At 69.3% G+C, this 16,520-nt stretch carries 16 protein-coding genes; 5 read left to right on the top strand and 11 right to left on the bottom strand.

Annotated elements, in window-relative coordinates; translation table 11 throughout:
• From purH to dusB, 3 genes are all read right to left on the bottom strand, one after another.
• Window positions 1-1,541: bifunctional phosphoribosylaminoimidazolecarboxamide formyltransferase/IMP cyclohydrolase (gene purH, locus HA630_RS05330; protein ID WP_166833012.1), on the bottom strand; the 1,541-nt coding region annotated here is incomplete at its 3' end.
• A 94-nt stretch (window positions 1,542-1,635) separates the two neighbouring features.
• The gene (locus tag HA630_RS05325) at window positions 1,636-1,875 is read right to left on the bottom strand and encodes a helix-turn-helix domain-containing protein (protein WP_166833010.1); all 240 of its coding nucleotides are present in this window, start codon (window positions 1,873-1,875) and stop codon (window positions 1,636-1,638) included.
• On the bottom strand, window positions 1,872-2,879 hold the full coding sequence (gene dusB / locus HA630_RS05320; protein ID WP_166833008.1) for a tRNA dihydrouridine synthase DusB: 1,008 nt from the start codon (window positions 2,877-2,879) through the stop codon (window positions 1,872-1,874). Before dusB ends, HA630_RS05325 begins: the two co-directional genes overlap by 4 nt.
• A gap of 137 nt (window positions 2,880-3,016) precedes the next feature.
• Here dusB and HA630_RS05315 point away from each other — a divergent pair, with 137 nt between their 5' ends.
• Complete coding sequence (locus HA630_RS05315; protein WP_166833006.1) at window positions 3,017-3,502, top strand: YqaA family protein; 486 nt, start codon at window positions 3,017-3,019, stop codon at window positions 3,500-3,502.
• Window positions 3,503-3,517: 15 nt separating this feature from the next.
• Here the strand turns inward: HA630_RS05315 and HA630_RS05310 are convergent, their stop codons facing one another.
• From HA630_RS05310 to ettA, 4 genes are all read right to left on the bottom strand, one after another.
• A complete protein-coding gene (locus HA630_RS05310) occupies window positions 3,518-4,258 on the bottom strand; it encodes a response regulator (protein WP_166833004.1) in 741 nt (246 codons plus the stop codon).
• 24 nt (window positions 4,259-4,282) lie between these two features.
• Window positions 4,283-4,975, bottom strand: coding sequence for a helix-turn-helix domain-containing protein (locus HA630_RS05305; protein ID WP_371809204.1), 693 nt, complete (start codon window positions 4,973-4,975; stop codon window positions 4,283-4,285).
• Window positions 4,976-5,103: 128 nt separating this feature from the next.
• Window positions 5,104-5,667 carry a DUF1415 domain-containing protein gene (locus tag HA630_RS05300; RefSeq protein WP_166833000.1) on the bottom strand — a complete coding sequence of 188 codons (564 nt, stop codon included), beginning with the start codon at window positions 5,665-5,667 and terminating at the stop codon, window positions 5,104-5,106.
• An 8-nt stretch (window positions 5,668-5,675) separates the two neighbouring features.
• The gene (ettA, locus tag HA630_RS05295; RefSeq protein ID WP_166832998.1) at window positions 5,676-7,340 is read right to left on the bottom strand and encodes an energy-dependent translational throttle protein EttA; all 1,665 of its coding nucleotides are present in this window, start codon (window positions 7,338-7,340) and stop codon (window positions 5,676-5,678) included.
• A 252-nt stretch (window positions 7,341-7,592) separates the two neighbouring features.
• On the opposite strand from ettA, the gene HA630_RS05290 reads away from it, so the two are divergent.
• Both HA630_RS05290 and gloA read left to right on the top strand, forming a co-directional pair.
• Entirely contained in the window at window positions 7,593-9,314 is a 1,722-nt protein-coding gene (locus tag HA630_RS05290) for a DEAD/DEAH box helicase (protein ID WP_166832996.1), read from the top strand.
• Between the two features lie 59 nt (window positions 9,315-9,373).
• The gene (gene gloA, locus HA630_RS05285; RefSeq protein ID WP_166832994.1) at window positions 9,374-9,787 is read left to right on the top strand and encodes a lactoylglutathione lyase; all 414 of its coding nucleotides are present in this window, start codon (window positions 9,374-9,376) and stop codon (window positions 9,785-9,787) included.
• A gap of 6 nt (window positions 9,788-9,793) precedes the next feature.
• On the opposite strand, the gene HA630_RS05280 is transcribed toward gloA, so the two are convergent.
• The 4 genes from HA630_RS05280 to HA630_RS05265 form a co-directional block, all read right to left on the bottom strand.
• Window positions 9,794-12,202 (bottom strand): response regulator, encoded by a 2,409-nt coding sequence (locus HA630_RS05280; protein ID WP_166832992.1) that lies wholly within the window; start codon window positions 12,200-12,202, stop codon window positions 9,794-9,796.
• 21 nt (window positions 12,203-12,223) lie between these two features.
• Window positions 12,224-13,552 carry a serine--tRNA ligase gene (gene serS / locus HA630_RS05275; protein ID WP_166832990.1) on the bottom strand — a complete coding sequence of 443 codons (1,329 nt, stop codon included), beginning with the start codon at window positions 13,550-13,552 and terminating at the stop codon, window positions 12,224-12,226.
• A 109-nt stretch (window positions 13,553-13,661) separates the two neighbouring features.
• The gene (gene ispH, locus HA630_RS05270; protein ID WP_166832988.1) at window positions 13,662-14,612 is read right to left on the bottom strand and encodes a 4-hydroxy-3-methylbut-2-enyl diphosphate reductase; all 951 of its coding nucleotides are present in this window, start codon (window positions 14,610-14,612) and stop codon (window positions 13,662-13,664) included.
• The gene (locus HA630_RS05265; protein ID WP_166832986.1) at window positions 14,612-15,058 is read right to left on the bottom strand and encodes a peptidylprolyl isomerase; all 447 of its coding nucleotides are present in this window, start codon (window positions 15,056-15,058) and stop codon (window positions 14,612-14,614) included. Before HA630_RS05265 ends, ispH begins: the two co-directional genes overlap by 1 nt.
• Before the next feature lie 66 nt (window positions 15,059-15,124).
• Here HA630_RS05265 and radC point away from each other — a divergent pair, with 66 nt between their 5' ends.
• On the top strand, window positions 15,125-15,799 hold the full coding sequence (gene radC, locus HA630_RS05260; RefSeq protein ID WP_166833024.1) for a DNA repair protein RadC: 675 nt from the start codon (window positions 15,125-15,127) through the stop codon (window positions 15,797-15,799).
• Window positions 15,800-15,858: 59 nt separating this feature from the next.
• On the top strand, window positions 15,859-16,518 hold the full coding sequence (locus HA630_RS05255) for a Smr/MutS family protein (RefSeq protein ID WP_166832984.1): 660 nt from the start codon (window positions 15,859-15,861) through the stop codon (window positions 16,516-16,518).
• The last annotated feature ends 2 nt before the right edge of the window (window positions 16,519-16,520 follow it).

Genomic DNA, 16,520 nt, shown 5'->3' with positions numbered 1-16,520 from the left:
GCGTCGATCACTTCCTGGTCGCGCATCGAGCCACCGGGCTGGATGACGCAGGTCGCACCCGCGTCCACCACCACGTCCAGGCCGTCGCGGAACGGGAAGAACGCATCCGACGCCACCGCCGTGCCCTGCAGGCTCAGGCCGGCGTGCTCGGCCTTGATGCTGGCGATGCGGGCCGAATCCAGGCGGCTCATCTGACCGGCGCCCACGCCCATGGTCATGCCGTTCTTGCAGAACACGATGGCGTTGGACTTGACGTACTTGGCCACCTTCCAAGCGAACAGCAGGTCTTGCAATTCTTCCGCGGTAGGCTGCTTGGTGGTCACCACCTTCAGGTCGGCCAGGGTCATGTCGTGGTTGTCGGCGGTCTGCAGCAGGAGGCCGGAGCCCACGCGCTTGACGTCGATGGCGTTGCGACCGTTGTCCCAGTCGGTGGCGCCGCCGTTGGGCAGCGTGATCTTCATCAGGCGCACGTTGGCCTTGGATTTGAAGATGGCCAGCGCTTCGGGGGTGAAGTCGGTGGCGATCAGCACCTCGACGAACTGCTTGGACACGGCCAGCGCGGCCTCACCGTCCAGCGCGCGGTTGAAGGCGATGATGCCGCCGAAGGCGCTGGTCGGGTCGGTCTGGAAGGCCTTGCTGTAGGCCTCCAGCGGGTGGGCGCCCACGGCCACGCCGCAGGGGTTGGCGTGCTTGACGATGACGCAAGCCGGCACGTCGAAGCTCTTGACGGCTTCCCAGGCGGCGTCGGCATCGGCAATGTTGTTGTAGCTCAGTTCCTTGCCCTGCAGCTGCAGGCCGGTGACGAGCGAGCCGGGCGCCGGGTACAGGTCGCGGTACAGGGCGGCCTGCTGGTGGCTGTTTTCGCCGTAGCGCAGGTCTTGCACCTTGACGAAGCGGCCGTTGCTCTGGCCCGGGAACAGCAGGCGCTGGGGCTGGGCTTCATCGCCGGGCACGCCGGCGCCCAGGTCCACCGCCGACAGGTAGTCGCTGATGGCGGCGTCGTAGTTGCTGATGCGGTTGAAGGCGGCCACGGCCAGCTGGAAGCGGGTCAGCTCGCTCACTTGGCCGCCGTCTTTCAGCTCGGACACGACGATGGAGTACTGGCTGGCGTCGGTCAGCACGGCCACGTCTTTCCAGTTCTTGGCGGCGGAGCGCACCATGGCCGGGCCGCCGATGTCGATGTTCTCGATCGCGTCGGCCAGGGTGCAGCCGGGCTGGGCCACGGTGGCCTCGAAGGGGTAGAGGTTGACCACCAGGAGGTCGATGGTGCCGATGCCGTGCTGCTGCAGCGCGGCCATGTGCTCGGGCAGGTCGCGGCGCGCCAACAGACCGCCATGCACCATGGGGTGCAGGGTCTTGACACGGCCGTCCAGCATCTCGGGGAAGCCGGTGACTTCGGCCACCTCGGTCACGGGCAGGCCGTGGTCGGCCAGCAGCTTGGCGGTGCCGCCGGTGGAGATGAGCTGCACACCCAGGGCATGCAGTTCGCGCGCCAGGTCGAGCACGCCGGTTTTGTCGGAGACCGAGAGAAGAGCTTTCATCGGAGGGATTCCCAAGGGGTCAGAGAGTGAACGAATCGGATCGGGGGCCGCCAGCCGGGGGCTGCCCGGTGCGTGGCGCGGCTGCGGTTGGGGTTCAGCCGTCGAGCAGGCCGTGCTCCAGCAGCTTCTTGCGCAGGGTGTTGCGGTTCAGACCCAGCCACTGCGCGGCGCGCGACTGGTTGTGCTGGGCGCGGTGCATCACCACCTCCAGCAGCGGTTTTTCCACGACGCGCATGAGCATGTCGTGCATGTTGGCGGGGTCGGTGCCGTCGAGGTCGCTGAAGTAGGCCTCGATGTTGGCTCTGACGCTGTCGGGCAGGCTGGGGTGGCTCATGCGGCGAGTTTCCAGGGGAGGTCGGCGGCCTCGAAAAAGGCGCGCACGGCGGACAGTTGGGCGTCGCACGTCTCGGTGCGGTTGATGTGTTCGCGGAACAGCGCGGTGCGCGCCGGGTCGCCCGGCAGCGCCTTGGCGTACCAGCCCAGGTGCTTGCGCGCGGTGCGCACGCCGGTGTATTCGCCGTACAGGGCGTAGTGGTCGTGCAGGTGCTCCAGCATCAGCGTTTGCAGCTCCTGCGGGCTGGGCGGGGGCAGGTGCTCGCCGGTGGCCAGAAAATGCGCCACCTCGCGGAACAGCCAGGGCCGGCCTTGGGCGGCGCGGCCGATCATGATGGCGTCGCAGCCGGTGGCGGCCAGCACGTCGCGGGCTTTTTCGGGGCTGTCGATGTCGCCGTTGGCCACCACCGGGATGCCCACCTGGGCCTTGATGGCGGCCACCGTCTCGTGCTCGGCCACGCCTTTGTAGCCCTGCTCGCGGGTGCGGCCGTGGACGGTGAGCATCTGCACCCCCGCGTTTTCGGCGGCCCGAGCCAGCACCGGGGCGTTCTTGGCCGCCTGGCACCAGCCGGTGCGCATTTTCAGGGTCACCGGCACGCCGTGCGGCGCGCAGGCCTGGACCACCGCTTCGACAATCGCCAAAGCCAGCGCCTCGTCCTGCATCAGGGCCGAGCCGGCCCATTTGTTGCAGACCTTCTTGGCCGGGCAGCCCATGTTGATGTCGATGATCTGGGCGCCGCGGTCGATGTTGTAGCGCGCGGCCTCGGCCATCATCTCGGCGTCGGTTCCGGCGATCTGCACCGCGATCGGGCCGGGCTCGCCGGCGTGGTTGGCGCGGCGCGAGGTTTTCAGGCTGTCGCGCAGGTCGGGGCGCGAGGTGACCATTTCGCTGACCGCGTAGCCCGCGCCCAGGCGTTTGCACAGATGCCGGAACGGCAGGTCCGTCACCCCGGCCATGGGGGCGACGAACAGGGCGTTGGGCAGGGTGTAGGGGCCGAGGCGCATGCGGGAAAAACAAAAGCACCCTCTGGCGCGGGACACGGCGGGGCGTGCGGACCGGGGGATGCTGAAAAAGTGTGCAGGATTGTAACCCCGACCCCACGCCCCCGGCGCGTCACGCCGACTGCCTATACTGCCCAGCCATGGAAACCTGGTTGTGGTCGCTGCTGGACACCCTGAGCCTGCCCCAGTACGGCCTGAGCACGCTGTTCGTGGTCGCGTTCGTTTCGGCCACGCTGCTGCCCATGGGCTCGGAGGCGGTGCTGTTCGGTCTGGTCAAGCTCAACCCCGAGCTGTTCTGGCCGGCCGTGGCCGTGGCCACCGTGGGCAACACCCTGGGCGGCGCGGTGAGCTGGGCCATGGGCTACGGCGCCCACCGGGCGGTGGACCGGGCGCGCGGCTCGGACACCCACCTGCACGCGCTGGCGTGGCTGGAACGCTTCGGCCCCAAGGCCTGTGTGCTGAGCTGGCTGCCGCTGGTGGGCGACCCGCTGTGCGCGGTGGCGGGCTGGCTCAAGTTTCCGCTGCTGCCCTGCATGGCCTGGATGGCCCTGGGCAAATGCCTGCGCTACCTGGTCATGACCGCCGCGCTGCTGTGGCTGCTGCCCGGCGACTGGCTGGCGCGCTGAGCGGCCCCGGCCGGTTCAGGCGCTCAGGCCAAAGCTGTCCACCAGGCGGCCGCGCAGGTCGGCCCAGGCCGCCTGTGCGGCGTCCCAGGGCGCGTGCTGGGCGGCTTGTTCCACCGCCTTGGCGCAGACCGAGTGGTCGGCGTAACCCAGGGTCTGCAGCACGCTCTTCAGGCTGTGCGCCACCCGGCGCAGGGCCACGGCGTCGTTGCCGGCGCAGGCCGCGTCGCCCTCTTGCAGGTCCACCTTGAACTGCTCGGTGCAGGAGGCGCGGAAGGTTTCGTAAAAACCGCGGTCACCGTCGAAATAGGTTTCGATGGCGGCCAGCTCGAAGGGTTGGAGGTCGGGGTGTGCCACAGGGGTGTCCGGTTGGGGGGCGTCGGGCCAGTCGGCCAGGTTGAGCGCGTCACGCACGGCCTGCACCAGTTCCGGCACGGACGCCGGCTTGGCCAGGCACTGGTGCACGCCCAGCGCGGTCATGCGTTCGCGCACCGCCTGGTGCAGGCCGGCGCTGAACACCAGCACGCGCGGGGCCCCGGGCCGGCGCGGTTGGAGGTGCTCGATCAAGGCCTGCCCCGAGGCCCCGGGAAAGGTCAGGTCGGTGATGACCAGGGCAAAGGCGTGGCGCTCGCAGGCGCCCAGCGCGGCCTCGACGGTGGGGCAGAACACCGCGTCCACTTCCAGGCGGGCGAGCGCCTCGCCGATGAAACGCGAGACGGTGGGATCGTCCTCGACGACCAGGATGGGGGTGTGGGGCACGGCCGTGGCGCGGGGTGGGGCGGCTCAGTCCGCGGCCGGCTCGGGCTCGGCAGCCGCCGGGGCGATCAGGTGCTGCAGCGCGGCCTCGATCAGGGGGGGCAATTCCTGCACCAGCTTGGGTTTGTGCACCACGGCCACGTCCTGCAGGGCAAAGGCGTAGGGCGCCCGCTGGTCCTGGTCCAGCGAGGTCAGCACCACCAGCTTGCACTGGCCGAACAGGGCGTGGCGGCGCAGACCGGTGATCATGGTGGCGCCGTCGATGCCGGGCAGCAGGATGTCCACGATGATCAGGTCCGGCTGCAGGTGGCCAAAGGACACCAGCCCGGTGATGCCGTCGTTGGCGATGTGCAGGTCCACCGTGGGAAAGCGCTGCTTGACCAGCATGGACACCAGGTTCTGGAAATGCGAGGAGTCCTCGATCAGCAGGATGCGGGGCACGTGCACACCGGCACGGCGCCGGCCCCCCGCGCGGCCCTCGTGGGCGATGCCGTGCAGCGCCGCCACACCGGTGACGCCGGCGCGGCTGCCCTGGATCCAGCGCTCCAGCGATTCGCGGGTGATGCGGCGGTGCCCCCCGGGGGTTTTCCAGGCCTGCAGGTCGCCGCGGTCCACCATCAGCTGGACCGACCGCACCGCCATGCCGAGGATTTTCGCCACCTCCAGCGTGGTGTAGTAGTTGGCAGAGGACATGTCGTTGGGAGCGGCGGGGGTATTCATGGGCATGATTTTGCAACAAATGGCACATTGACCACAACATAAATTTTTACCACTTCGCGGGCCGCGGGGCGGGCACATGCAGCCCCCAGCGTCCCGAAAGCGCTAGGAGTGCCAAACAAGTGGAAAAATCAGCCGTTGTTCAGCAGCGTGCGCCAGCCCTCGGCCCCGAGCCGGCGCAGGGTGTCGAGGTTGCGCGCCACGATGGTGTCGGCGCTGTCGCCCGAGGCGGTGGCCCGCTCGACGCTGTCTTCCCGCAGCAGGTGCAGGGTGGGGTATGGCGCGCGGTTGGTGGCGTTGGTCACGTCGTCGGGCTCGGTGCCCTCGAACTGGAAGTCCGGGTGAAACGGCGCCACCTGCAGCACCCCGTCCAGTTCGTGCTCTTCCAGCACCTCGTCCACCACGTCCAGCAGGTCGTTGAACACCAGAAAGTCGGGGAACAGCGTCGGGTGGATCAGCAGCGTGGTGTCCACCACCTCGGCCGGGGTGTTTTTCAACAGTTCCAGTTCGCGGTCCAGGTCGTCCAGAAAACCGTCGAGGTGGCGCGCGCGGCTGACCACCAGCCGCACCTGGTTTTTCACGTACACGGCCTTGGCGAACGGGCACAGGTTCAGGCCGATCACCGCCCGCTCGATCCAGCGGCGGGTGTCGGCCAGCACCTGTTCGTCGCTGGGCACGGGGGCGGTGGCGGTCATGGCGGCGGTCACTTCAGGGACTTGAAGCGGGCGCGCTTGGGGCGTGCGCCCTCTTCGCCCAGGCGCTTCTTCTTGTCGGCTTCGTACTCGGTGAAGTTGCCGTCGTAGAAGTACCACTGCGAGTTGCCCTCGCAGGCCAGGATGTGGGTGCAGATGCGGTCGAGGAACCAGCGGTCGTGCGAAATGACCATGGCGCTGCCGGCGAATTCCAGCAGCGCTTCTTCCAGCGCGCGCAGGGTTTCGACGTCGAGGTCGTTCGAGGGTTCGTCCAGCATCAGCACGTTGCCGCCCTGGGCCAGGGTTTTGGCCAGGTGCAGGCGGCCGCGCTCACCGCCCGACAGGTTGCCCACCAGCTTCTGCTGGTCGTTGCCCTTGAAGTTGAAGCGGCCGATGTAGGCGCGCGACGGCATCACGAACTTGCCCACGGTGATGTTGTCCAGCCCGCCGGAGACGTCTTCCCACACCGTCTTGGCGCCGTCCAGGCTTTCGCGGCCCTGGTCCACAAAGGCCAGCTTGGCGGTCTGGCCAATGATGACTTCGCCCGCGTCCGGCGTTTCCACGCCCTGGATCATGCGGAACAGCGTCGATTTGCCGGCGCCGTTGGGACCGATGATGCCGACGATGGCGCCCGGCGGTACCGAAAAGCTCAGGTTGTCGATCAGCACCCGGTCGCCAAAGGACTTGCTGACGTTCTTGAACTCGATCACCTGGTTGCCCAGGCGCTCGGCCACGGGGATGAAGATCTCGTTGGTCTCGTTGCGGCGCTGGTAGTCCACATCGCTCAGTTCCTCGAAGCGGGCCAAGCGCGCCTTGCTCTTGGCCTGGCGGCCCTTGGCGTTGGAGCGCACCCACTTCAATTCCTCTTTCATGGCCTTGGTGCGGGCGTCCTCGGACTTCTGTTCCGTCTCCAGGCGGCGTTCCTTCTGGTCCAGCCAGTCGGAGTAGTTGCCCTTCCACGGAATGCCGTGGCCGCGGTCCAGTTCCAGAATCCACTCGGCGGCGTTGTCGAGGAAGTAGCGGTCGTGGGTGATGGCCACCACGGTGCCCGGGAAGCGCTGCAGGAAGTGCTCCAGCCATTCCACGCTTTCGGCGTCCAGGTGGTTGGTCGGTTCGTCGAGCAGCAGCATGTCGGGCTTGGAGAGCAGCAGGCGGCACAGGGCCACGCGGCGCTTTTCCCCGCCCGACAGGTTCTTGATGGTGGCCTCCCAGGGCGGCAGGTTCAGCGCGTCGGCGGCCAACTCCAACTGCAGGTCGGCGTTTTCGGAACCGCTGGCCGCGATGATGGCTTCGAGCTCGGCCTGCTCGGCGGCCAGGGCGTCAAAGTCGGCGTTCTCGTCGGCGTAGGCGGCGTACACCTCCTCCAGCCGCTGCTTGGCGGCCAGGGCGCCGCCAATGCCCTCTTCCACCGCCTGACGCACGGTCTGTTCCGGGTCGATCTGCGGCTCCTGCGGCAGGTAGCCGATCTTGATGCCCGGCATGGCGATGGCTTCGCCCTCGATCTCCTTGTCGATGCCGGCCATGATCTTGAGCAGCGTCGATTTGCCCGAGCCGTTCAGGCCGAGCACGCCGATCTTGGCGCCGGGAAAGAAGCTGATGGACACGTCCTTCAAGATCTGCCGCTTCGGCGGAACAGTCTTGGTGACGCGGTTCATGGAAAAAACGTATTGGGCCATGTCGGTTTCGCTTGCAAAAATCGGGCACCCGGGCGGGCACGCAACCTCCGATTATCCCTTTATGCGACAATGGGGTCGTTGCGCACCTTCAGTCAGTGCCACATCAGCGCCCTGCTGGGGCCCCGCTTGCCGCTGCGGCAACTCTGGTCGGCCCAATTTTTAGACCCATCAGCCCACCTTGACTGGCCTGTTGCCACCGTGCACAGGAAGCGGCCGATACCCCCTGCGCCCAGGACGGGCGCCGATACCCACATGACGTTTGAAGACCTGAAACTGGCCCCGGCCATCCTCGAAGCCGTTCGCGAACAAGGCTACGAAACCCCCACCCCCATCCAGGCCGAAGCCATTCCGGCCGTGCTCGAAGGCCACGACCTGCTGGCCGGCGCCCAGACCGGCACCGGCAAGACCGCCGCCTTCACCCTGCCCCTGCTGCACCGCCTGAGCGAGCAGGCCCCGGCCACCGGTGCCAAGCGCGCCATCCGCGCCCTGGTGCTGGCCCCCACCCGCGAACTGGCCGCCCAGGTCGAAGAATCGGTCAAGGCCTACGGCAAACACCTCAAGCTCAAGTCGGCCGTCATCTTCGGCGGTGTGGGCATGAACCCGCAGATCAACGCGCTCAACAAGGGCGTGGACATCGTGGTGGCCACCCCGGGCCGCCTGCTCGACCTGATCGAGCAAGGCCACGTGGACCTGTCGCAGATCCAGATCATGGTGCTGGACGAGGCCGACCGCATGCTGGACATGGGCTTCATCCACGACGTGAAGAAGATCCTGAAGCTGGTGCCCAAGCAAAAGCAGAGCCTGCTGTTCTCGGCCACCTTCAGCGACGAGATCCGCGAACTGGCCAACGGCCTGCTCAACAACCCGCGCAGCATCCAGGTGACCCCGCCCAACACCACGGTGCAGCGCATCAAGCAGACCATCCACCCGGTCGGTCGCGGCAAGAAGAAGGCGCTGCTGGCGCACATCATCAACCAGCACAACTGGAGCCAGGTGCTGGTGTTCACCCGCACCAAGTTCGGCGCCAACAACGTGGCCGAGTTCCTGGAGAAGAACGGCATCAGCGCCATGGCGCTGCACGGCAACAAGAGCCAGAGCGCCCGCACCCAGGCGCTGGCCGGCTTCAAGACCGGCGAGCTGCGCGCGCTGGTGGCCACCGACATCGCGGCCCGCGGCATTGACATCGACGACCTGCCGCACGTGGTGAACTACGAGATCCCCAACGTCTGCGAGGACTACGTGCACCGCATCGGCCGCACCGGCCGCGCCGGCGCGCAGGGCGAGGCGGTGAGCCTGGTGAGCCTGGACGAAGAAGGCTTCATGATGGCCATCGAAAAGTTCACCAAGCAGCAGATCCCGGTGGAAATCTTCCCCGAGTTCATGCCCGAGCCGGGTGAGAAGGCCGAACCCATTGCGATGGGTCGCCAGACCATCTGGGGCGGTGCCGGCAAGCCGCCAAGCCGCGAGGTGATGGCCGCTGCGGCCAAGGCCGCCCGCTCCGAGATGATGGAGCGCATCCGCGACAAGAAGGCCCACGACAAGGGCGGCCAGAAGCCGGCCCGGGGCGCCGCCCCGCGGGCCCAGGCGCCGCGCGACGAGGACGACGACAGCCAGCCGCCGCGCCACGACGGCCAACGCCGCCACCACAACGGGCCGCGCCCGGGCGCCGGCGCCAACGGCCCACGCGGCAACGGCAACAACCGGCCACGGCCGGCCGGCCAGGGTGCCCGGGGCGATGGCCGCGGCCGTCCGGCCGGTCAGGGCCAAGGTGCGGGCAACGCTGGGGCCGGTGGCCAGGGCGGCGCCCAGCGCCAGCCCGACCCGCTGCGCACCGGCATCGACGCCCTGGGCGAACGCGGCCGCAACAACCGCGGCCGCGGTGGCCGCCCGGGCGGCGGCGGCCAAGGCCGCAGTGGCGGAGGCGGCGGTGGTGGCATCGACCCGCTGCGCACCAGCTACGGCCGCATCAAGTAATGCCGCGCCAGTGCCAGCACGCGGTGTGGGGCGATGAGCGGGGGCGCACAATAGCGCCCATGCGATTCCTCCACACCATGCTGCGCGTGGGCCACCTGCAGCGCTCCATCGATTTCTACACCCAGGTGCTGGGCATGCAACTGCTGCGCACCTCCGACAACCCCGAGTACAAGTACTCGCTGGCCTTCCTGGGCTTTGAGGGCGGCAACCCCGGCCAGGCCGAGCTGGAGTTGACCTACAACTGGGGCGTGGAACAATACGACCACGGCAGCGCCTACGGCCACATCGCCCTGGGCGTGCCCGACGCCTACGCCGCCTGCGAGAAAATCCGGGCGGCCGGTGGCCAGATCACGCGCGAACCCGGCCCGGTCAAGGGCGGCACCACCGTCATCGCCTTCATCACCGACCCCGACGGTTACAAGATTGAACTGATCCAACGCGACTTTGAGGGCGCGGGCGCGGGCCTGCGCTGACCCGGCTCAGACCCCGGCCAGGCGCTCAAACAGGGCCTGGGCGTGGATGGGCTTGGTGATGTAGTCGTCCATGCCGGCGGCCAGGCTGGCCTGCTGGTCTTCCTTCAGGGCATTGGCCGTCATGGCGATGATGCAGGTGCGCGGCTGCAGGCCGCGCCGCTCCCGTTCGCGGATGCGGCGCGTGGCCTCCAGCCCATCCATCACCGGCATCTGCAGGTCCATCAGCACCAGGTCGTAGGGCCGCTGGGCCAGGGCGTCCAGCGCCTGCTGGCCGTTGACGGCCAGGTCCACCGCGTGGCCCCACTTGTGCAGCAGCGCCAGCGCCAGTTTCTGGTTCACGGGTTGGTCCTCCACCAGCAGCACGCGCAGGCTGCGGGCATGGCGGGTGGGCGCGCGGGCCGGCGCCTCGCCCGATGCGCCCGGGGCCGGCACCCGCAAGGCCCGCAGCAACGCCTCGTACAGATCTTCCGGCGCGATCGGCTTGGCGTAGTGGCCGGCAAAGCCCAGCGCGCGGCCGCGCTGCGCGTCGCCGCCCACGGCGCCGGACGACAGCATCAGCAGCACCGGCGTGCCGTGCGGCGGCGGGTGGGCGCGCAGGGCCTCGGCCACCTGGAAACCGTCCATGCCGGGCATGTGGCAGTCGAGCAGCGCCAGGTCGCAGGGCCGCTGCGCCAGCCAGGCCAGGGCCTCGGGGCCGCTGGCCGCCACCGCCACGTCCACGCCCCACTTGGCCAGCAGGCGCTGGTAGATGGTGCGGTTGGTCGGGTTGTCGTCCACCACCAGCATGCGCCGTCCGGCCAGCGCGCCGGGGGCCGACGCCCAGGACGGCGCGGCCGTGGGCTCCCAGTCCAGGGTCAGGGTGAAGTGGAACACACTGCCCACCCCGGGCTGGCTCTCCAGCCACAGGCGCCCGCCCATCAGCTCGATCAGGCGGCGCGAGATCGACAGGCCCAGCCCGGTGCCACCGAAGTGGCGGGTGGTGGTGGTGTCGGCCTGGCTGAAGGCGTCGAAGACGCGCGCCTGCTGCGCCGGCGCGATGCCGATGCCGGTGTCGCGCACCGCCACCTGCACGACGCGCTGGCCGGACGTCGGTCCGTCGCGCCATTCGACCTGCACCGCCACCTCGCCCTGGTGGGTGAACTTGATGGCGTTGCCCACCAGGTTGACCAGCACCTGCCGGATGCGCCCCGGGTCGCCCAGCACCTGCCCGGGCGGGTCCAGCGGCACGTCGGCCAGCACCTCCAGGCCCTTGTGGTGGGCGCGCAGGCCCAGCACGCGCAGCGTGTCGCTGACCAGCCGGCCCAGGCGCAGTGGCACCCGTTCGACCTGGAGCTTGCCGGCCTCGATCTTAGAGAAGTCCAGGATGTCGTTGATGATGGTCAGCAGCGACTCGGAGGAGTTCTTGACGATCTGCAGGTAGTCGCGCTGCTCCTCGGTCAGGGGGGTGTCCAGCGCCAGGTCGCACATGCCGATGATGCCGTTCATGGGCGTGCGGATCTCGTGGCTCATGTTGGCCAGGAACTCGCTCTTGGCGCGGTTGGCGGCCTCGGCCGCCTCCTTGGCCTGGCGCATGGCGCGTTCGGCGTGGCGCACCTCGGTCACGTCGCGCACGATGCCGATGAGCCGCTGCTGCCCCTCGGACGAGCCGCCGCGCAAGGCGGTGGCGTTGGTGTGGAAGATGCGCTCCTGGCCGTCGGGCCAGCAGACGCGGTACTCCAGGTCCACGCTCTGCCCCGCCGCCCACAGGGCCTCCAGCGCGGCCATCAGCCCCGGGGCATCGTCGGCGTGAACGCGGCGCAGGAAGGGTGCATGGGTGCCGTCCAGGCCGTCCGGCGCGACGCGGTGCAAATCCAGCATCTGCTGGTCGCACTGCATGCGCTGGCTGCGCACGTCCCACTCCCACACGCCAATGCCGGCCGAACGGGTCGCCAGCTCCAGCCGGCGGGCCGCGTCCAGCAGGTCCTGCTCGGCGCGCTTCTGGCGGGTGATGTCGGTGCGGATGGAGATGTAGGCCTCGGGCAGGCCATCCGCGTCCAGCAGCGGCACGATGGTGGCCGCCACCCAGTACAGCTCGCCGGTCTTGCGGCGGTTGCACACGTCGCCGCGCCAGACCTGCCCGGTGCCGATGTGGTGCCACATCTCGGCGAACAGCTCGGGGCCGTGCACGCCGGCGTTGACGATGCGGTGGTTCTGCCCGAGCAGTTCTTCGCGGGAGTAGCCGCTGAGGGCACAAAACCGGTCATTGGCGTAGGTGATGCGGCCGTCCAGGTCGGCCATGCTGACGATGGCGTGCTCGTCCAGCGCCAGGCGCTGGCGTTCCAGGGCGTGCAGTCGGCGCCGCAGGGCGGGTACGTCTGGCGCAGCCCCGGCCCCCGCGTCGAGCGCGGTCGGCGGCGAAGGCGGGGGTGTGGTCATGGCGGCGTCAGGGGCTGGGGCTCAGGCGGCCAGCCGTTCCAGGCCGCCCAGGTAAGGCCGCAGCGCCGCCGGCACGGTGACGCTGCCGTCGGCGTTCTGGTAATTTTCCAGCACCGCCACCAGCGCCCGGCCGACTGCCAGGCCAGAGCCGTTGAGGGTGTGCACCAGTTCGTTCTTGCCCTGGGCGTTCTTGAAGCGGGCCTGCAGGCGGCGCGCCTGGAAGGCTTCGCAGTTGCTGACCGAGCTGATTTCGCGGTAGGTGTTCTGCGCGGGCAACCAGACCTCCAGGTCGTGCGTGCGGGTGGCACCGAAGCCCATGTCGCCGGTGCACAGCGCCAGCACGCGGTAGGGCAGGCCCAGCTTCTGCAGAATGGCCTCGGCGTGGCGGGTCATGTCTTCCAGGGCGGCGTAGCTCTGCTCGGGGTGGACGATCTGCACCATCTCGACCTTGTCGAACTGGTGCTGGCGGATCAGGCCGCGCGTGTCACGCCCGGCAGAACCGGCTTCGGAACGGAAGCAAGGGGTATGGGCGGTGAGCTTGATGGGCAGGTCGGCCTCGGCCACGATGGCGTCGCGCACGAAGTTGGTCAGCGGCACCTCGCTGGTGGGGATGAGGTAGAGCGCGGTCTCGCTCTCGCCCTCCTGGCCGCCCTTGTTCGCGGCGAACAGGTCGGCCTCGAACTTGGGCAACTGCCCGGTGCCGCGCAGCGTCTCGGCGTTGACGATGTAGGGCGTGTAGCACTCGGTGTAGCCGTGCTCCTGGGTCTGCACGTCCAGCATGAACTGGGCCAGCGCGCGGTGCAGGCGGGCGACCTGGCCCTTCATGACGACGAAGCGCGAGCCGCTGAGCTTGGCCGCGGTTTCAAAGTCCAGCCCCAGGGGCTCGGCCAATTCCACGTGGTCTTTGGGGGCGAAACCCAACTCCGGTGGGTGCCCCCCTTCACCGCCCTGCGGGCTCCAGCGGCGCAGCTCGACGTTGCCGTGTTCGTCGGCCCCCACCGGCACGCTCTCGTGCGGCAGATTGGGCACGGCCAGCAGCAGGGCCTGCAGTTCGGCCTGGATCTGCTCCAGCCGGGCGGCGGACTGCTCCAGCTCGGTCTTGTAGCCGGCCACCTGGGCCATGGCGACGTCGGCCTCGGCGTGCTGGCCCTTGCCTTTGAGCATGCCGATCTGCTTGGACAGGCTGTTGCGCTGGGCCTGCAGTTCTTCGGTGCGCACCTGCAGCGCCTTGCGTTCGTGCTCCAGCGACTGGAAAGCGGCCACGTCGAGGAAAGGCTGGGGGGATTTGCGGGTCTGGAGCCGGGCGACGACGGCGTCGAGGTCTTTGCGCAGGGTGGTGATGTCTAGCATGGGGGCGTCTGTCGGGTTCGGTGGAGGGCCCGGGCCGCGGGGGCGCGGCGCTGGCCGTCATGGGGGGATTGTGCCGCGTTCCGGCACACGGTCCCGCCCACGGGGGGGCTCAGGCGCCGGGGGCGTTGAGCTTCAAGCCCTTGGGCAGCGGGAACTGGGTGGTTTCGCGCACGCCGTCCAGGCTGCGCACCGAGACCGCGCCGAGCTGCTTGAGGCGCTGCACCACGCCCTGCACCAGGGCTTCGGGCGCCGAGGCCCCGGCGGTCACGCCGATGCGGGCATGGCCGTCGAACCAGGCGTCCTGCAATTCGCTGGCGTCGTCCACCATGTGGGCGGGCACGCCCAGGCGCTCGGCCAGTTCGCGCAGGCGGTTGGTGTTGCTGCTGCTGGGGCTGCCCACCACCACCACCGCATCCACCTGTGTGCTCATCAGCTTGACCGCGTCCTGGCGGTTCTGGGTGGCGTAGCAGATGTCCTGCTGCTTGGGGCTGCGGATGTGCGGGAAGCGCGCCTGGACCGCGGCGGTGATGGCGGAGGCATCGTCCACGCTCAGGGTGGTTTGCGTCACCACGGCCAGCTTCTCGGTCTGGGCGGGCTGGACCCGGGCCACGTCGGCCACGTCTTCCACCAGGTGGATGCCGCTGTCGAGCTGGCCCATGGTGCCTTCGACCTCGGGGTGGCCCTTGTGGCCGATCATGATGAATTCGTAGCCTTCCTTGTGCAGCTTGGCCACCTCGACGTGGACCTTGCTGACCAGCGGGCAGGTGGCGTCGAAGATGCGAAAACCCCGCCGCTCGGCCTCGCGCTGGATGGCCTGGCTCACGCCGTGGGCGCTGAACACCAGGGTGGCGCCGGCGGGCACCTCGTCGAGCTCTTCGATGAAGATGGCGCCGCGGGCCTTGAGGTCGTTGACGACGTGGGTGTTGTGCACGATCTCGTGGCGCACGTAGATGGGCCGGCCGAATTTGGTCAGCGCGCGCTCGACGATCTCGATGGCCCGGTCCACCCCGGCGCAAAACCCGCGCGGCTCGGCCAGCAGCACCTCTTGCACGGCGGTCATCAGAGCACCCCGATCAGCTGCACCTCGAAGCGCACCGGTTGGCCAGCCAGGGGGTGGTTGAAGTCGAACAGGATGGCGCCGTCTTCGCGCACCTCGCGCACCGCCCCGGCGTAGCTGCCCAGGCCGTCGGGCGTGGGGAACTGGACCACGTCGCCGGCGGCGTAGCGCTCCATCGGGTCGCCCAGCTGGTCCATCAGCTTGCGCGCCACCCACTGCACCATGTCGGGCTGGCGCTCGCCAAACGCCTCGCCGGCGGCCAGCTCGATCACCGTGTGCGTGCCCTCCTCCAGGCCCAGCAGGCGCTGTTCGATGGCCGGCGACAGCTCGCCGCCGCCCAGGCTGAGGGTGGCGGGCTGGGCGTCGAAGGTGTTGATGAAGTCGCGCCCGTCCGGCCCGCTGAGGCGGTAGTGCAACGTGAGAAACGATCCGGCTTCGACCTGGGGCATGGCAAACACTTTCGGTGGTACAACCCGCTATTGTAGAAAGGGAGCAACCACATGACAGACTTGGCCATGCCCTTGAAGGGCCTGCCCGCCGACGCCCGGCCGCGCGAAAAGCTGCTGCAACGCGGCCCGACCGCGCTGAGCGACGCCGAACTGCTGGCGCTGCTGCTGCGCACCGGCCTGCCGGGCAAGAACGTGATCCAGCTCGGGCAGGAACTGGTGGACCGCTTTGGCGGCGTCGCCGGCCTGCTGCACTGCGGGGCCGACGCGCTGAAAACCGTCAAGGGCCTGGGGCCGGCCAAACGCGCCGAACTGATGGCGGTGGTGGAACTGGCCCGGCGCGCGCTGGCACAGGAACTGCAGCAAAAGCCCCTGTTCGACTCCCCGCAGGCCGTGGGCGACTACCTGCAGCTGCACCTGGGGCACAAACCGCACGAGGTGTTCGCGGTGCTGTTCCTCGACAGCCAGCACCGCCTGCTGGCGCTGGAGGAACTGTTCCGCGGCACCCTGGCGCAAACCAGCGTCTACCCGCGCGAGGTGGTGCTGCGCGCCCTGCACCACCACGCCGCGGCCGTGGTGCTGGCGCACAACCACCCCAGCGGCGTGGCCGAACCGTCGCGCGCCGACGAGACGCTGACGCAGACCCTGAAAGCCGCCCTGGCGCTGGTGGACGTGCGGGTGCTGGACCACTTCATCGTCACCGCGCACGGCTGCCGCTCCATGGCCGAAATGGGCCGAGTCTGAGCCGGGTTGCCCAGCCCCCACGCGGCGCGGGAAGCCGGCCCTGGGCGACAATCGGGGCGATGAAAGTGCGCTCCCTGGCCGACCTGAAAACCGTGCAGAAAGCCCTGGCCGCGCGCACCGCGCAGCGGGCGGCCGAACGCGCGGCGGCCGAGGCCGAGCGCCAGGCGGCCCACGAACGCGCCCACCGAGACCGCCTGCTGTTTGAACGGGCCGTGGGCGCGGTGCAGCGGCTGCCGCACCACGGCCGGCACACGCCACCGCGGGCCACGCCCCTGCCCGTGCCGCAGCAGCGCCGTCGCGACGAGGAGGCGGTCATGCAGGAGGCCCTGAGCGACGAGTTCGACGCCGAAACCCTGCTGCACACCGACGAGCACCTGAGCTTTCGCCGCCCCGGCGTGGGGCCGGAGGTGGTGCGCAAACTGCGCCAGGGCGACTGGAGCCTGCAGGCCCAGGTGGACCTGCACGGCCTGCGCACCGACGAGGCCCGCAGCACCCTGGCCACCTTCGTGCGCGAAGCGCACAAGCACGGCCTGCGCTGCGTGCGCGTGGTGCACGGCAAGGGCCTGGGCTCGCCCGGCAAGACGCCGGTGCTCAAGGGCAAGGTGCACAGCTGGCTGGTGCAGAAAAACGAGGTGATGGCGTTTGTGCAGGCGCGCCCGGCCGAGGGCGGCGCCGGCGCGCTGGTGGTGCTGCTGCGGCCGTCGCCGCACAGCCGTTGAAC

It is taken from the genome of Aquabacterium sp. A08 (assembly GCF_011742065.1).
The sequence above is the reverse complement of the archived record's forward strand: the minus strand, read 5'-3'. Positions and strand labels throughout refer to the sequence as shown.

Bases quoted from the DNA above. Each gene is read 5' to 3' on its own strand.
- serS (WP_166832990.1), bottom strand. From the start codon at position 13,552: ATGCTAGACATCACCACCCTGCGCAAAGACCTCGACGCCGTCGTCGCC.
- HA630_RS05300 (WP_166833000.1), bottom strand. From the start codon at position 5,667: ATGACCGCCACCGCCCCCGTGCCCAGCGACGAACAGGTGCTGGCCGAC.
- dusB (WP_166833008.1), bottom strand. From the start codon at position 2,879: ATGCGCCTCGGCCCCTACACCCTGCCCAACGCCCTGTTCGTCGCCCCC.
- HA630_RS05255 (WP_166832984.1), top strand. From the start codon at position 15,859: ATGAAAGTGCGCTCCCTGGCCGACCTGAAAACCGTGCAGAAAGCCCTG.
- ispH (WP_166832988.1), bottom strand. From the start codon at position 14,612: ATGACCGCCGTGCAAGAGGTGCTGCTGGCCGAGCCGCGCGGGTTTTGC.
- HA630_RS05305 (WP_371809204.1), bottom strand. From the start codon at position 4,975: ATGAATACCCCCGCCGCTCCCAACGACATGTCCTCTGCCAACTACTAC.
- HA630_RS05325 (WP_166833010.1), bottom strand. From the start codon at position 1,875: ATGAGCCACCCCAGCCTGCCCGACAGCGTCAGAGCCAACATCGAGGCC.
- HA630_RS05290 (WP_166832996.1), top strand. From the start codon at position 7,593: ATGACGTTTGAAGACCTGAAACTGGCCCCGGCCATCCTCGAAGCCGTT.
- HA630_RS05280 (WP_166832992.1), bottom strand. From the start codon at position 12,202: ATGACCACACCCCCGCCTTCGCCGCCGACCGCGCTCGACGCGGGGGCC.
- radC (WP_166833024.1), top strand. From the start codon at position 15,125: ATGCCCTTGAAGGGCCTGCCCGCCGACGCCCGGCCGCGCGAAAAGCTG.
- ettA (WP_166832998.1), bottom strand. From the start codon at position 7,340: ATGGCCCAATACGTTTTTTCCATGAACCGCGTCACCAAGACTGTTCCG.
- gloA (WP_166832994.1), top strand. From the start codon at position 9,374: ATGCGATTCCTCCACACCATGCTGCGCGTGGGCCACCTGCAGCGCTCC.
- HA630_RS05265 (WP_166832986.1), bottom strand. From the start codon at position 15,058: ATGCCCCAGGTCGAAGCCGGATCGTTTCTCACGTTGCACTACCGCCTC.
- HA630_RS05315 (WP_166833006.1), top strand. From the start codon at position 3,017: ATGGAAACCTGGTTGTGGTCGCTGCTGGACACCCTGAGCCTGCCCCAG.